Below are 15,571 nucleotides of genomic sequence, written 5' to 3'. Positions count from 1 at the left end.
CCGTTTTGCTTTGCGTGTGTTGCCTCATGGAGGGCAAGGATCATGAGACAGGCTGTACAATTCTATCTGGGCGATGAGCACTGCACTCTGAATGGCCTGAACCCGACCCTGACTCTTCTGGACTGGCTACGAGATCGTGGCAAAACCGGAACGAAAGAGGGCTGCAACGAAGGTGACTGTGGTGCGTGCACCGTGCTGGTCGTACGACTGGATCAGGATCGGCTCGTTTGGCGCGCTGTGAATGCATGTATTCAGTTTGTCAGCATGCTGGATGGTGCGCAGGTTTATACGATTGAAGACCTCGGTACGCCTGATGCACCGCATCCCGTGCAGGCTGCTATGGTGGAACAGCACGGTTCGCAGTGCGGTTTCTGTACGCCAGGTTTTGTCATGTCCATGGCCGCGTATCGCAAGACGCCTGGTGCAACTGTTGATGATGCCCAGATTGACGATGCTCTGGCTGGAAATCTTTGTCGCTGCACCGGGTACGCGCCGATCGTGCGCGCCATGAAACAGTCCATGTCGGCCGGCCCGGACCGTTTCGATGCGCAGGTTGCGACGATCACGGAGCGTCTCACAGCCCTGAATGACGGTGAAACCGTTCAGGTGTCTGGCGCAGAAGGCACCCTCACAATTCCGGCGACTGTAGATGTTCTGGCCGACACATTGGTGCAGCATCCCGAAGCCACGATTGTCGCCGGGGCAACGGATGTGGGTCTGTGGGTGACCAAAGGCATGAAGCAACTGCGGCATGTCGTCTCGATCGGCCGTGTCCCTGAGTTACGGAAGATTGAGCGCACTGATGAAGGCCTGACGATCGGTGCTGCCGTGACTTATCAGGAAGCCAAACCGTTTATCGCAGACCTCCTTCCCGATGCAGCAGAGATGATCCGTCGTCTGGGTTCAACGCAGGTGAGGAACAGCGCGACAGTCTGTGGAAATATCGCCAACGGTTCTCCAATTGGTGACGGGCCGCCGATGTTTATTGCGGCTGGTGCAACCCTGCATTTGCGACTGGGCAATGAACGTCGCTCCATGCCTCTGGAAGCCTATTTCATTGCTTATGGAAAGCAGGATCGGCGGCCCGGGGAGTTTGTGGAAGCCGTTACCCTTCCGGTTCCTGAAAAGGACGTTCAGTTCCGCGCTTACAAGATTTCCAAACGGTTCGATCAGGATATCTCAGCGGTTCTGGGGGCTTTTTTCATGCGCCGGAATGCAGACGGAATCATTACGTCTATCCGGCTGGCCTATGGTGGGATGGCAGCAACACCGAAGCGCGCAGCGAATGCTGAAGCAGCTCTGCTCGGCCGCCCATGGGATGAAGCGGCGCTGGACGCCGCAAGAGCCGCGATTGCACAGGACTTCACGCCTTTGACGGATATGCGCGCCACAGACTGGTATCGCCGGACAGTCGCCGCGAATCTGCTGACGCGCTTTTTTGAGGAAACAACGGGCGGCCCACAGGCGCGTCTGGCCCGTACGGGAGGGCTGGCCCATGTCTGAAGCTCGCAAGATGCTGGTTCAGGGGGCTGCCTCAACCAGCATGAAGCATGAAAGCGCGATCCTGCATGTGACAGGGCGCGCAAACTACATTGACGATATGCCCGAGCCGAAAGGCATGTTGCATGTTGTTCCGGGGTTGAGCACCAAGGCTCATGCGCGGATCGTGTCCATGGATCTGAGCGCCGTGCGGTCTGCTCCGGGTGTGGTGCGGGTTCTGACGGCCGAGGATGTCCCGGGCGAGAACGAGATCAGCCCGGTTCATGCGCATGATGAGCCCCTTCTGGCCACGGATCATGTCTATTACTGGGGCCAGCCGATGTTTGCCGTAGTGGCGACGTCCCGGCAGGCTGCCCGTCAGGCCGTGCGGCTTGCGAAGATCGAGTATGAAGAAAAGCCCGCTATCCTGAACGTTGCTCAGGCGCGGGAAGCTGGCGGCGATCTGGTTTGGCGTCCACTGGTCATGAAGCGCGGTGATGTGGATGCCGGACTGGCTGCCGCGCCGCGCCGTCTGTCCGGCAATATCACGATGGGCGGGCAGGAGCATTTCTATCTTGAAGGCCAGGCCGCTCTGGCTCAGCCGGGTGAGGCTGGGGAAATGCGTGTCTGGTCTTCCACGCAGCATCCGTCTGAAACGCAGCATCTGGTGGCGTGTGTTCTGGGGCGGCCCCATCATCTGGTCACGACTGAAGTGCGCCGGATGGGCGGGGGCTTTGGGGGCAAAGAAACGCAGGCCAATGCTGCGGCCTGTCTGGCGGCTATTGCGGCTGATCTGACCGGGCAGGCTGCCAAGATGCGTATGGACCGTGACGACGACATGATGATGACCGGCAAGCGGCATGATTTTGTCGTGGATTATGAGGTCGGCTTCACGGATGACGGAGACATTCTAGCAGTCGATATGGTTCTGGCTGCCCGCTGTGGTTGGTCCGCCGATCTGTCCGGGCCTGTTGTGGATCGTGCGCTGTTTCACGCGGACAACGCGTATTTCTATCCGGATGTGCGGTTCCGTTCCGAGCCACTGCGCACTAACACGCAGTCTAATACGGCCTACCGAGGGTTTGGTGGTCCGCAGGGCATTGTCGCGGCGGAGCGTGTTATCGAGGAAGTCGCATTTGCGACAGGGCTTGATCCTGTGACTGTGCGGCTGCGCAATTTTTATGGAACGACAGACCGGAACATCACGCCGTATCACATGACGGTGGAAGACTCGATCAGCCGGGAAATCGTCACGGAACTGGTACGGCGCTGCGATTACGCGAAGCGCAAGGAAGAGATCCGCGCGTTTAATAAAACCAGTCGTTACATCAAGCGCGGGATTGCCCTGACGCCGGTAAAATTCGGCATTTCCTTCACGGCGACACATTACAATCAGGCGGGTGCGCTGGTTCATGTCTATACGGATGGTTCCGTACAGGTGAACCATGGCGGGACCGAAATGGGGCAGGGTTTGCACACGAAAATGGTGCAGATTGCCATGCGTGAGTTCGGGCTGACGTCCGATCGCGTTCGCATCACAGCCACTACAACGGGCAAGGTTCCCAACACGTCCGCAACGGCAGCGTCTTCTGGGGCAGATCTGAACGGCATGGCAGTTCTGGATGCCATCACCAAGATCAAGCGCCGCATGATCGCGTTTGCCGCCGAGAAGTGGAGCGTTGCTGAGGAAGACGTGCAGTTCCTGCCCGATGGCGTGCATGTTGGGTCAGATGTCATGACCTTCCAGCAGTTGGCCTGGCAGGTTTATTTCGCCCGCATTTCCCTGTCTTCCAACGGGTTCTACAAGACGCCCAAGATCTCCTGGGATCCGGCAACGGGGCGGGGACGTCCGTTTTTTTACTTTGCCTATGGTGCGGCCTGTGCGGAAGTCTCCGTTGATCTGCTGACGGGTGAGAACACCATGGACCGCGTGGATATTCTCCATGACGCCGGGCAGTCCCTGAACCCGGATATTGATGTCGGGCAGATCGAAGGTGGCTTCGTGCAGGGTGCGGGCTGGCTGACGATGGAAGAGCTGGTCTGGGACCCGGCTGGTCGTCTGCGGACCCATGCGCCCAGCACTTACAAGATCCCGGCCTGTTCCGATCGGCCACGGATTTTCAATGTGGAACTGCTGGAAAACGCCCCGAACCAGGAAGAGACGATTTTCCGGTCCAAGGCCGTTGGGGAGCCTCCTTTTGTGCATGGCGTGGCAGTTCTTCAGGCCATTTCGGACGCTCTTGCCAGCCTGAATGACTACAAGACCTGCCCGCAGCTTGATGCGCCTGCGACGCCAGAACGTGTTCTGCGGACTGCCATGAGCCTGCGTGGCGAGAACGACTGACCATGCTGGAAGCCATCCGCCGCTGGCGTGATGCGGGGGAAGCGGTGGCCAGAATAACGGTTCTGGTCGCCAAAGGGTCCACGCCGCGTGAGGCCGGGGCTTATATGCTCCTCACACAACGCGAGCAGGTTGGGACCATCGGTGGGGGACGTCTGGAGTGGGACTGCATGGCGGATGCCCGGGCCCTCCTGACCGATGGTGCAGACCATCTGGAGCGGCATATCCCGCTGGGGCCTGCCATCAACCAGTGCTGTGGCGGCGCTGTGACGGTGAGCATCGAGCGCATACGAAACCTGGATGACATTGAGCGTCAGGCCTGGAAAGAGCGGGAGACGCTGCCTCAGTTGATTCTGTTCGGGGCAGGCCATGTTGGGAGAGCGCTCGCGAAATCACTGGCGCTTCTGCCCCTCAGGCTTGTCTGGGTTGACGCGCGGCAAGATGAGTTCGGGCCTGTTCCGCCAACAGTCGAAGCACAGGTCACATCAGACTGGGAAAGTACTTTGAATGCAGCGCCTGCTGGTTCGGGCGTTCTGGTGCTGACACAAAGTCACACTCTGGATGCCCTCATTACGGGGGCAGCGTTGGCGCGAAATGATCTGCGATACGTGGGGATGATCGGCTCTCGTACGAAACGCAAACGCTTTGAGAGTGCGTTCCGGGCAATCGATATCCCGCAGGAGCAGATTGATAAACTGGTCTGTCCGATTGGAGATTTTGGCGTCCGAGACAAGCGTCCTGAAATGATTGCAGCTTTCGTGACGGCAGAAATTGCGGCTCGTTTGCTGGAAGTTTGACGGCAGTAGGAATCCGGGACTCGCTCATGTAACGGAAGCTTGCAAAATCGTACGGGATTCGTGATTTCCGAGTGGATAATTTTCGATATTTCTGGCAGTTTTCCAAGCCTCGCAGACATCACGCCGTTGTGATGTAACACCACGTTCAAGTGATGCATCTTCTGCGCTTATGGTGAGCCTATGAGCACTGACTTTCGGATGCAGCCTGCGCCAGGCAGCAGGTTTCTCTCGACAGCACGACGTGCAGGACAAAAGTTCTGTGCTTCATCCTCCCGTTTTCTCCGGACTGGAGTAGCGGCAGGGGTTGTGCACCTTGCCCTCTTTTCAGGATCTGCCATCGCAGCAGGTGCGGCGATACCGCAGGCCGACAAACCACCATCCCTCACGGCGGCCGATCAGACTTTTGTGGAAGATCTGGAACATCGGACGTTCCGCTGGTTCTGGGATACGGCCAACCCCAAGAATGGGCTGATCCCTGATCGTTCTCCGCTGCCGAACGGCGCTGCGAGCATTGCGGGCGTGGGCTTCGGTTTGACGGCTTATGGAATTGGAGCGGAGCGCGGATACATAACCCGCCAACAGGCTGCGGACCGCACGCTGACCACCCTGAGATTTCTGATTGGTCTGCCGCAGAACGACAAGGTTTCAGGTGCGGCAGGGTATAAAGGCTTTTTCTACCATTTTCTGGACCCCAATACCGGCTTGCGCGTCGCGGACTGGTCTGAACTTTCCAGTGTAGACACAACACTTCTTATGGGCGGCGTTCTGTTTTCCCAGTCTTATTATGACCGCGATACTGCGCAGGAAAAAGAAATCCGCGACATTGCCGATCGCCTGTATCGCCGTATCGACTGGACGTGGATGAAAGCGCATGGCCCTTGGCTGAGCATGGGCTGGTCGCCGCCCAACACGTTCATCACGACGGACTGGAAGGGCTATAATGAAGGCCTGATCATTTATCTTCTGGCCATAGCATCGCCGACGCATCCCCTTCCGGCAGAAACATGGAAGACCTGGACGGCAACCTACGATGGGCAATGGGGAGATTTTCAGGGCCATAAGCTGCTTAATTTCGCACCACTCTTTGGTCACCAGTACAGCGAATCCTGGATTGATTTCCGTGGCATTCAGGACGATTTCAATCGCAAGCATGATGATGACTATTTCCAGAACGGGCGTGAAGCCGTGTACGCGCAGCGCGCTTACGCACAGGCGAATCCCGGAGACTGGAAAGACTACGGCGCTAATATCTGGGGTCTGACCGCCTGTGATGGCCCCGGGGACATTCAGCAGGATTATGACGGCAAGCATCGCCATTACCTCGCCTACAGCGCGCGCGGGGCGGGCCGGGATTACATTCTGGACGATGGCACCATTGCACCAACAGCCGCGGGCGGATCGATTGCCTTCGCGCCTGAAATTGCTCTTCCCGCACTGGAAGAGATGCGCAAGCGCTACGGAAGCCGGATTTACAATCAGTATGGCTTCCTAGACTCCTTCAACCCGTCATTCAAAGACAAGAATGATTACTGGGTCGACGGGCAGCAGCTTGGTATTGATCAGGGACCTATTCTGCTGATGCTGGAAAACTGGCGTAGTGGCTTCGTGTGGAACACGATGAAAAAGAATCCTTACCTGCGTGATGGCTTAAAGCGCGCGGGATTTCAGGGCGGCTGGCTGAACGAAAAAACAGCGTCCAGCCAGGGCGACCGTCCGCTGTAATTTTGTAGGTCGTCCCGCTTAAAAGGCGCGACCAAGTGCCGCAACGAGCGTTCCGGGCGGAAGTGTCTGGGATGCTCGTTTAGGGCTAGTTTCGTAAAAGATGTTTTCTGGCTCGGGGACCGATACAGTGTCTGTCCCCAGATTAACGGCGATGGTCAGCAGGCTGCCATCTCCAAGAGTCCAGGAGGCAATGACAGCTTTCTCTCCCAGAATATCAGCTCCCGCGCTGTAAGCTCCTTTCAGGTGCGGCGTAATTTTGGAATGGCGTAAGGCCAAAAGTTCTTTTGTTCTGGCAAGCCATGTCTGACCTTCCGGTGTGTCCCGTTCGGCTCGGTCCGGGCGAGAAATTCGAAATGTTTTCGGGTCAGTGGGGCTCGGAAGTGTCGCAAGAATGTCCGGGTCCGTCAGGTTGCAGTATTCGGCAAACTGTTCTTCGCGCCCACGGCGGACCTTCTCGCCAATGGCCCCGTGAAAATCCGAAAAGAAATAGAACGGCGTTTTTGAGCCCCACTCTTCCCCAAGGAACAGCATTGGCGTCATGGGGCAAAGAAGAAGAAGCGCATAGGCGGCTTTGAAGGCGTCCGGGTTAGAAAGGGTGATCAATCTTTCCCCCAGAGGGCGATTACCGATCTGATCGTGGTTTTGTAAAAACGTTACGAATTTTGTTGGAGGCAAATCGCTGCTCGGACTACCACGCGGTTTCTGGCGCGGCGGGAAAAATTCGCCCTGCCATGCAAGCCCCTCTGTCAGGACACGTTTAAGAAGGCCGGTTGTTTCGTGATGAAACGGCAGGAAAAACCCCTTGTCCTCTCCGCTGAGCATGACGGTCAGGGTGTGGTGCCAGTCTTCGCTCCACTGTCCGGAATAGCCGTCGCGAAGAAGGCCCGCGTCATTATTCTCGTTTTCAAGAATTAAATGAACATGGCGGCCCTTTTCGACGGTTTTGTGAATGCGGCTCTGAAGTTTATAAAACCATTGTCGATCCGTAATGGCCCATGCGGCATCGATGCGGAGGCCGTCGAAGCGATATTCCATCAGCCAGTAAAGCGCATTGTCGATAAAGAAATCCGCTACGATTGGGTTATGGAAGTCGATACCATCACCCCAGGGCGTGTCGTATCGCGGGTCGAAGAAGCCTTTTGCATATTCCAGCAGGTAATTCCCGTCTGGCCCGAAATGATTGTACACCACATCCAGAAAAACCATCAGACCCAGTGAATGAGCATGGTCGATCAGGTCTTTCAGGGCTTCAGGCCGTCCATAAGCTGGCGTTGGGGCATAAACCAGAACGCCATCATATCCCCAGTTCCAGTGACCACTGAAACTGTTGACCGGCATGAACTGAACCGTTGTGATGCCCAGATCCGCCAGTTCCTGAAGGCGGGTTTTCATGCCCTCATAATTGCCTTCGAGACCCAAATGCGTCTCGTAAATGATCGTTTCTTCCCACGGGCGCCCCTTCCAGTCGGGTGTTTTCCAATCATAAAAATCGGGGTCAAGAATTTCGCTTCGCCCATGTACGCCATCAGGCTGAAAGCGGCTGGCCGGGTCAGGAACCGTGATGTTGTCGCGGACGCGGTAAAGGTATCGTGCCCCGGCACCGCAAGGTGCTTCAGCGACGAATGTTCCATCCGCGTGTCTCCTCATGGCGATAGGTGGAAAGTCCTCCACCTCCACGAAAACTCTCTCACAGGAGGGAGCCCAGAGCGTGAACCGTGTCCGATCGGGAGCGATGAGTTCTGCACCCAGGCGGTTTTTAAACCTGAAGGAAGACATGCGCTGCGTCCTTTGTCTCAGGGGGTTGGAGAAAGATAAAGCACGGCAAGGGGGGGGAGGATCAGTTCGACAGAGTGTGGCATGCCGTGGGCGGGAATATCCTCGGCATACACCTGCCCATGATTGCCGAGATTACTTCCACCCAGATGGGCTGCGTCTGTATTGAGGAGCTCTCGCCATTCACCGCGCCATGGAACGCCAATGCGGTAGTTCATGCGCGGAACAGGCGTCATGTTGACTACAACAAGAACAGGGCGTGCATCTGAAGACTGTCTGAGCCAGGCAAAAACCGTGTTGGTGATATCGTCAGCAACGAGCCACTGAAACCCTTCATGCTCATCATCGGAAGCATGAAGGGCAGGGTGAGAGCGATACAGCGTGTTGATGGAACGAACCGTGTCATGCATGCCGCGGCCATACCCGTCCCACAGCCGATACCACGCCAACTCACCTTCATGATTCCATTCGTGCGGTTGAGCCAGCTCTCCACCCATGAAGAGAAGTTTTCGGCCCGGATAGGCCCACATCAGGGCATAGAGTACGCGTAGATTGGCATGTTTCTGCCACTCATCTCCCGGCATTTTGGTCAGGAGAGACCCTTTTCCGTGAACAACCTCATCATGGGAAAGTGGCAGGATAAAACGTTCCGAATAAGCATAGATCATGCCGAAAGTGATGTCGTTTGCATGGTAACTGCGCCAGAGCGGATCAAGCTCCATGTACCGCAGCGTGTCATGCATCCAGCCCATATTCCATTTGTAGGTAAAGCCCAGGCCGCCTGTTCTGGCGGGCGCTGTCACGCCTGGCCAGGACGTCGACTCTTCTGCGATCAGCATGGTGTCAGGGTGAAGGTCTTCCAGAGTTTCTGACAGATGGCGCAGGAAATTGACCGCTTCCAGATTTTCGCGCCCTCCATGAATATTGGGGCGCCATTCCCCTTCCTTGCGGCTGTAATCCCGGTACAGCATGGACGCGACAGCATCGACGCGCAGACCGTCAACGTGGAACTGTTCCAGCCAGTGCAGGGCGCTGCCAGCCAGAAAACCACAGACTTCGTTGCGCCCGTAATTATAAATCAGGGTGTGCCAGTCTTGATGATAGCCTTCCTGCGGGTCTGCATGTTCATACAGGTGTGTGCCATCGAACTGGCTCAGCCCATGCTGATCGGCAGGGAAATGGGCAGGAACCCAGTCGATAATGACGCCGAGGCCAGCTTGATGGCAACGGTCAACGAAATTGGCAAACTGGGCGCGTGAACCATGGCGCACTGTAGGTGCATACAGGCTGAGCGGTTGGTATCCCCACGAGCCGGAATAAGGATACTCCGCGATCGGAAGCAGCTCGAGATGAGTAAATCCCAGATCCTGAAGATACGGAATGAGCGCATCACCAAGCTCCTCCCACGTCATGATGTCATTGCCATGCTGGGGATGCCGCCATGAGGGGGCATGAATTTCGTAAATTGAAATGGGAGCCTGACTGGCATGTCTGGCCGCACGTGTGCTCATCCATTCCGCGTCGTGCCAGACAAAGTCATCTGGTGCCGCAATAACAGAGGCATTGGCCGGCGGCAGTTCTGCGGCTTTGGCATAGGGATCTGCCTTGGCGGGAAGAACGTGTCCATCCTGAGAGACTGTTTCGTATTTGTAACGCTCTCCGGCGTGCACTCCAGGAATAAACAACTCCCACACACCAGACCCATGACGTAGGCGCATGCAGTGCCGGCGGCCATCCCAGATATTGAAATCGCCAACGACGGAGACACGTTTGGCGTTTGGTGCCCACACTGCGAAGCGGACGCCATTTACGCCGTCAACGGCCATGGGAATGGCGCCCATCATCCGGTCGATCTGCTGATGTTTCCCTTCCGAAAAAAGGTACAGATCCATGTCGCCAAGAAGCAGTCCGAAGCTGTATGGATCATGGGTGTCCTGCCAGGCGTCGGCCCAGCGGATGCGCAGGCGATAGCGGGCGGAGCGGGGGAGCGTTGCGGAATACAGGCCGCGATCATCGATCCGACGCATGGTCTTTTCCAAAATCTGCCCTGATGCCTGTTCCACCATGAGATGGACTTCCACAGCATCGGGGTAAAAGACTCTCACAATATCCTGGCGATGATCCCGGTGGCGGCCCAGGAGTGCGAAGGGGTCACTGCACTGCCCGGCCATAAGTGCGTCTGTCATGGATTGGAGAACGGGATCGACCGGACGAGCCATCATGCAAAAATACCTTCAGGAACGGGTGCCCGTACGGGGCGTGAATGGAACCAGTGAAGACGTCGCGGCGTCGCCTGCGGTGCGCGGCATCCGTGCAACCTGCCGTGACAGCCGTGGACGTGCAGATGCCGGATCGGCCCGGCGTGGGGCGATATCACTGCCCGGCTCTGTCATGACTGTTTCATGGCCGGTCATGTCCTGCAGCAGGCGGGCGTATTGGGCGGCTTTGCCATTCCAGGACACATCGTGCAGCGCCCCATTTCGCTGCATCCGTGCCCAGACAGCCTTTTGACGAAACAGTGCCTGCGCGCGGCGGATTGCCAGATAGAGCATGTCCTCTGTTGTGGGGGAGAACAGAATTCCGTTTGCGACGCCCTCTGATACAGCGGCTGAATTGGCATCAATAATGGTGTCGCTCAGCCCCCCCACACGGGCTGCAATCGGGATCGATCCGTAACGCAGGGCATGAAACTGCGTCAGGCCGCAGGGTTCAAAACGGGAAGGGATCAGGGATGCATCGACCGCAGAGTGCAGTCTGTGGCCAAGTGTCTCGCTGTATCGCAGATGGCAGACGAAACTTTGCGGATACCGGCTACGTAGGGTCGCAAACTCCTGCATGATGCCTTCATCACCCACACCGACAACTGCGAGCTGGATATTCTCCTGAAAGAGGCGAGGGGCCAGCTTTGCCAGTATGTCAGCCCCTTTCTGTGTTGTCAGACGACTGACCATCCCGAGAAGCAGAGCATCCGATTTCTGGGGAAGGCCAAACTCAGCCTGAAACACACGCTTGTTCGCACGGCGCGCGATGATGTCTCCAACCGCATAAGGAAAGAAGACGGAAGGATCGGTCATGGGGTTCCATTCCCGAAGATCCACGCCATTCAGAATGCCGGTCAGGGCGTTGGAACGTGCTCGCAGGACGGTATCCAGCCCCATTCCTTCCTCAGGGGTCTGAATTTCTTCTGCATAGGTTGGTGACACACTGATCAGACGGTCTGAAAACTGAAGAGCGGCTTTCATGAAGCTGATCTGGCCGTAATATTCGAGTTGGTCGAAGGTAAAAGACCACTCTGGCAAACCGAACGCGTGTAGCATTTCGCGTGGGAAGAGCCCCTGGAACGCAAGGTTATGTACGACATGGGCGACCGGCGGTGTCGGGCCCTCCATATAGCGCAGATAGGCGGGAACCAGCCCGGCATGCCAGTCGTGGCTCAGAACTGCGTCTGGTTTCCAGTCCGGTAGTAATCCGGCCGCAATTAATGCGGCCGTTCGGCATAACACCGCATAACGAATGCCGTTGTCGCTCCAGGGCTGACCGTCTGGCGAAAGATAGGGATTTCCGGGACGATTATAGAGATCTGGCACGTCCACAGCATAAAGCGTGCCTCCATCAGTGCGGCCTTCCCAAAGAATAACGGAATATCCGAGAACATTATCGATCCGGATTGTTTCTTTGCGGTTGCACAGTGCATGCAGAACTGCCGGATAGCCGGGCACAATGGTGCGTGTGCTGATCCCGTGAGGCTCAAGTGCCGCTGGCAGTGAGCCAACGACATCTCCCAGTCCCCCGGTTTTGATCAGCGGATAGATCTCCGCCGCTACGGAAAGAAGCTGCAGCTCTCTCACAGCTGATGCGGGCGTATTCTGCGTCATCACACACACACCTCTCGCTATCCTGCGGAGTTGGATATTTTTTGGCTTTGTCGATGAAACAACGCCTGATGGATGCTGTTGGAAACGCCTTCACAAATAATTTATAGTCGTGTCAGAAGCACTTCCAGCGTTATCGCCCCAAAAGCTGCACGGCTCTGCCATGGGGCAGGAAAACCGACTTGCGTTTTTGCTGGAACAATCAAAATGAGCGGTTCGCGTCAGAAGGGATTACAGGAAGGAAATCCTAATAATCTCGGAGCTACCTATGACGATTCCGGGGTAAATTTCGCCGTTTTTTCTGCCCACGCCAAAGCTGTTGAAGTCTGTCTGTTCGATGAAGACGGAACACGCGAGACAGATCGGATCCGTCTGCCTGAATATACCGATCATGTTTTTCATGGATGGATCCCGGATCTGAAGCCGGGGCAGTTATATGGTTACCGTGTTCATGGGCCTTATGAGCCCGACGAAGGGCACCGGTTCAATCCGAATAAATTGCTCCTGGATCCATATGCCAGAGCATTTCATGGGGATCTTAAATGGGATCCTTCCCTGTTTGGCTATGAGCTGGATAGCCCGGACAAGGATCTGAGTTTCAGCACGGCAGACAGTGCTGCATTCGTCCCCAAAGCCATCATCATTGACCCGACGCCGCAGCATTTTGACCATCCCGATACACCCTGGACGGATACGGTCATCTACGAGATGCATGTGAAGGGGTATACCCGTCAGAACTCTACCGTGCCCGAAAAACTGCGGGGAACCTATGCCGGACTGTCAGACCCGAAACTGCTGAAAAGTATTCGGGATATGGGCGTGACGGCGGTGGAATTCCTGCCGGTGCAGAGCTTCGTTAACAGCAAATTTCTGGCGGATAAGGGCCTGAGAAATTACTGGGGCTATAATACGATTGGTTTTTTTGCTCCCGAAAGCCATTACGCAGCAGAGCCTGATAATGCGGCTCAGGAATTTCGGGCTTTGGTGCGTGCCTGCCATGAGGCGGGCCTCGAAGTTATTCTCGACGTTGTTTATAATCATACCGCCGAGGGTAACGAGCTTGGTCCTACGCTTTCATTTCGGGGCTTAGATAATGTTTCCTATTACCGGCTCATGCCGGATAATAAAAGATATTACATAAACGAAACGGGAACCGGAAACACATTCAGCCTGACGCATCTGAATTGCATCCGCTTCGTTGCGGACAGCTTGAGATATTGGGTCAAGGAAATGGGCGTTGATGGGTTTCGGTTCGACCTCGGAACAATACTTGCGCGTGAAGAAGATGGTTTCCATAATGATGCAACGTTCCTGCGTGTCTGCCGGCAGGATCCGGTCCTGTCGCATGTGAAACTGATTGCCGAGCCTTGGGACGTTGGTCCGGGTGGTTATCAGGTTGGGAATTTTCCGCCGGGCTGGGCAGAGTGGAACGACACGTTCCGGGATACTGTTCGTGATTTCTGGCGTGGCGAGGCCAAGTCAGGCGCTCTTGCGCCCAGGCTTCTGGCCAGCCCGGACCGTTTCAACCACAGTGGACGTCAGACATGGGCCAGCGTGAATTTTGTCACGGCTCATGACGGTTTCACGCTCATGGACTGCGTTTCCTACAACGAGCGCCATAACGATGCGAACGGGGAGGAGGGCAAGGATGGCTCTCCCGATAACCGATCCTTCAATTATGGCGTGGAAGGACCGACAGAAGACCCGGATATTAATGCTACTCGCTGGCGCCAATGCAGGAACATGCTGTCCACACTACTGCTGTCACAGGGAACGCCGATGCTTCTAGCCGGTGACGAATTTGGCCGGACGCAGCAGGGGAACAATAATGCCTACTGCCAGGATAGTGAGATTTCGTGGCTGAACTGGGAGATCGGCAAAGAAGGCGCTCAACTTCAGAGTTTCGTTCGCCGCTTAACAGGGTTGAGGCGCCGGTATCCCATTCTCCGGCGTGGGCGCTTTCTGACGGAGGCTTACAATAAAGAGCTGGATGTTCAGGAACTCACCTGGCTGACTGCCGGTGGCAATCAGATGATGCCGGAAGACTGGGGGCACGATCAGTGTTTTGGTCTGATGATCGACGGTCGCAGTCAACGGAGTGGCATCATGCGACGCGGGTCAGATGCGACGGTACTGCTTGTATTCAATGGATGGAAAGATGCCGTTCCATTCATACTGCCAGAGACAGGAGAAGGCCGGTGGAAGCTTCTGCTGGACACCAACCAGCCAGACGCTGGTAGCGAGATTGAGAAAGAAGTCTTTGACCAGAAGCATGAATACACCGTCACCGGTCGGTCTCTGCTGCTGCTGGAACTGATTTGTCGTGAAGCTGGCGAGTGTGCCTGACGGCGGACATGGCGGATGAAACATTGCATCCATGTCAGACCTGACGAAGAATGACGGACCCTGTTTTAGGAAAGGACTATTTTATGCGTCTCATTCTTGCCCTGCTTCTGCCGTGGCTTCAGTTCTTCACCATTGGTCGCCCGTTTGCAGGTATTATCTGCCTGTTCCTTCAGGTGACTGTTATTGGCTGGATTCCGGCTGCAATCTGGTCCGTGTATGCGTTGAGCCAGTATCGCACAGATCAGAAGCTGGCCGCTGCACGTCGCGGCTGAGCCTGTAACGCCCCATAAAAAAGCCCCGGCGTCGAAAGGCGCCGGGGCTTTTTTATATTTTCAATTCGGGTCTTTAGATCGTATCGACGGTTCCACCATCAACCCGCAAAGCTGCGCCTGTCGTGGCGGAGGCGAGGGGCGATGCGGCGTAAACAACGATATTCGCGACCTCGTCGACTGTTGCCATGCGCTGAAGGATATTGCTCGGGCGGTGCTTCCGGACGAAATCCGCCGCAAGCTCTTCCACAGGCTGAGTGCTGTCAGGGTTCTGGGCCTTGAGCATGTCTTCTACACCCTCGGAAAGGGTTGGGCCTGGCAAGATGGAATTTACCGTGACATTCGTTCCCGCCATATCCTTGGCCAGACCGCGGGCAAGACCCAGCATGGCCGTCTTGCTGACACCGTAATCGATCATTTCCACCGGAATGTTGATCGCAGATTCCGATGCAATGAAAAGAACACGGCCCCAGTTACGCTCTTTCATGCCTGGCATGTAGGCGCGGGCCAGCCTGACACCGGAAAAGAGGTTGACCTCGAACAGCTTCTGCCAGCTTTCATCCGTAGTCTTGAAGAAGTCATTGGGGCCGAAAATTCCGGCATTGTTGATCAGAATATCAACTGCGCCTTCAGTGTTCACAAGCGTGTCACACCCTTCGGCAGTGCCAACATCCGCCACCACACTGCGGAAAGTGCCACCAGGAATACGTTCCCGCAGAACGTCCAGCGCTTTGTCTACGCTTTCCTGTTTGCGGCCGTTGATGATGACGGTTGCGCCAGCTTCTGCCAAGCGCCGCGCTATGGCGAGCCCGATCCCGCCAGTGGACCCTGTGACAAGGGCTGTACGACCACTCAGATCAATTCCAAGCATGGCGGGTTTCCTTCTTCATCGGATGGCACATGGCGAAGGAAACGCGGCACGCTCTTGATGGTCGCAAAGGTTTTATGGAAAAGAACTCTGGCGGGAGGCTG

Annotated in this window: 10 protein-coding genes; 6 read left to right on the top strand and 4 right to left on the bottom strand. The window is 56.1% G+C overall.

The window, feature by feature from the left end:
• The first annotated feature begins 42 nt into the window (after positions 1 to 42).
• The 4 genes from xdhA to R5H23_RS14310 all read left to right on the top strand — a co-directional run bounded on the left by xdhA (position 43) and on the right by R5H23_RS14310 (position 6,339).
• On the top strand, positions 43 to 1,503 hold the full coding sequence (gene xdhA / locus R5H23_RS14325) for a xanthine dehydrogenase small subunit (RefSeq protein ID WP_317215858.1): 1,461 nt from the start codon (positions 43 to 45) through the stop codon (positions 1,501 to 1,503).
• On the top strand, positions 1,496 to 3,823 hold the full coding sequence (xdhB, locus tag R5H23_RS14320) for a xanthine dehydrogenase molybdopterin binding subunit (protein WP_317215856.1): 2,328 nt from the start codon (positions 1,496 to 1,498) through the stop codon (positions 3,821 to 3,823). The genes xdhA and xdhB overlap by 8 nt, the downstream gene beginning before the upstream one ends.
• 2 nt (positions 3,824 to 3,825) lie before the next feature.
• Positions 3,826 to 4,617, top strand: a complete 792-nt coding sequence (xdhC, locus tag R5H23_RS14315; protein ID WP_317215855.1) for a xanthine dehydrogenase accessory protein XdhC — start codon at positions 3,826 to 3,828, stop codon at positions 4,615 to 4,617.
• Positions 4,618 to 4,797: 180 nt separating this feature from the next.
• Positions 4,798 to 6,339, top strand: coding sequence for a glucoamylase family protein (locus R5H23_RS14310; RefSeq protein ID WP_235271728.1), 1,542 nt, complete (start codon positions 4,798 to 4,800; stop codon positions 6,337 to 6,339).
• Positions 6,340 to 6,357: 18 nt separating this feature from the next.
• Here R5H23_RS14310 and treZ read toward each other — a convergent pair whose 3' ends face one another.
• Genes treZ through glgA form a run of 3 tightly spaced genes read right to left on the bottom strand, consistent with a single transcriptional unit; the run spans position 6,358 to position 11,987 of the window.
• Positions 6,358 to 8,115 carry a malto-oligosyltrehalose trehalohydrolase gene (treZ, locus tag R5H23_RS14305; protein ID WP_317215854.1) on the bottom strand — a complete coding sequence of 586 codons (1,758 nt, stop codon included), beginning with the start codon at positions 8,113 to 8,115 and terminating at the stop codon, positions 6,358 to 6,360.
• Positions 8,116 to 8,132: 17 nt separating this feature from the next.
• Positions 8,133 to 10,334 carry a 1,4-alpha-glucan branching protein GlgB gene (glgB, locus tag R5H23_RS14300; protein WP_317215852.1) on the bottom strand — a complete coding sequence of 734 codons (2,202 nt, stop codon included), beginning with the start codon at positions 10,332 to 10,334 and terminating at the stop codon, positions 8,133 to 8,135.
• A 12-nt stretch (positions 10,335 to 10,346) separates the two neighbouring features.
• Positions 10,347 to 11,987 carry a glycogen synthase GlgA gene (glgA, locus tag R5H23_RS14295; protein WP_317215851.1) on the bottom strand — a complete coding sequence of 547 codons (1,641 nt, stop codon included), beginning with the start codon at positions 11,985 to 11,987 and terminating at the stop codon, positions 10,347 to 10,349.
• A 204-nt stretch (positions 11,988 to 12,191) separates the two neighbouring features.
• Here glgA and glgX point away from each other — a divergent pair, with 204 nt between their 5' ends.
• Entirely contained in the window at positions 12,192 to 14,330 is a 2,139-nt protein-coding gene (glgX, locus tag R5H23_RS14290) for a glycogen debranching protein GlgX (RefSeq protein WP_317215850.1), read from the top strand.
• A gap of 83 nt (positions 14,331 to 14,413) precedes the next feature.
• Positions 14,414 to 14,602 carry a YqaE/Pmp3 family membrane protein gene (locus R5H23_RS14285; RefSeq protein WP_086634214.1) on the top strand — a complete coding sequence of 63 codons (189 nt, stop codon included), beginning with the start codon at positions 14,414 to 14,416 and terminating at the stop codon, positions 14,600 to 14,602.
• A gap of 73 nt (positions 14,603 to 14,675) precedes the next feature.
• Here R5H23_RS14285 and R5H23_RS14280 read toward each other — a convergent pair whose 3' ends face one another.
• Positions 14,676 to 15,470 (bottom strand): SDR family NAD(P)-dependent oxidoreductase, encoded by a 795-nt coding sequence (locus R5H23_RS14280; RefSeq protein WP_264648728.1) that lies wholly within the window; start codon positions 15,468 to 15,470, stop codon positions 14,676 to 14,678.
• Positions 15,471 to 15,571 lie beyond the last annotated feature (101 nt).

The sequence above is a fragment of the Gluconobacter sp. GP1 genome (genome assembly GCF_032913585.1).
Classification (GTDB): Bacteria; Pseudomonadota; Alphaproteobacteria; order Acetobacterales; family Acetobacteraceae; genus Gluconobacter; species Gluconobacter cerinus.
Note: the sequence above shows the minus strand (reverse complement) of the source record. Positions and strands in the feature narration are given on the sequence as shown.

Coding starts and splice junctions, on each gene's coding strand:
- xdhA (WP_317215858.1), top strand. CDS start 43: ATGAGACAGGCTGTACAATTCTATCTGGGCGATGAGCACTGCACTCTG.
- treZ (WP_317215854.1), bottom strand. CDS start 8,115: ATGTCTTCCTTCAGGTTTAAAAACCGCCTGGGTGCAGAACTCATCGCT.
- glgX (WP_317215850.1), top strand. CDS start 12,192: ATGAGCGGTTCGCGTCAGAAGGGATTACAGGAAGGAAATCCTAATAAT.
- xdhB (WP_317215856.1), top strand. CDS start 1,496: ATGTCTGAAGCTCGCAAGATGCTGGTTCAGGGGGCTGCCTCAACCAGC.
- R5H23_RS14285 (WP_086634214.1), top strand. CDS start 14,414: ATGCGTCTCATTCTTGCCCTGCTTCTGCCGTGGCTTCAGTTCTTCACC.
- glgA (WP_317215851.1), bottom strand. CDS start 11,987: ATGACGCAGAATACGCCCGCATCAGCTGTGAGAGAGCTGCAGCTTCTT.
- xdhC (WP_317215855.1), top strand. CDS start 3,826: ATGCTGGAAGCCATCCGCCGCTGGCGTGATGCGGGGGAAGCGGTGGCC.
- glgB (WP_317215852.1), bottom strand. CDS start 10,334: ATGATGGCTCGTCCGGTCGATCCCGTTCTCCAATCCATGACAGACGCA.
- R5H23_RS14310 (WP_235271728.1), top strand. CDS start 4,798: ATGAGCACTGACTTTCGGATGCAGCCTGCGCCAGGCAGCAGGTTTCTC.
- R5H23_RS14280 (WP_264648728.1), bottom strand. CDS start 15,470: ATGCTTGGAATTGATCTGAGTGGTCGTACAGCCCTTGTCACAGGGTCC.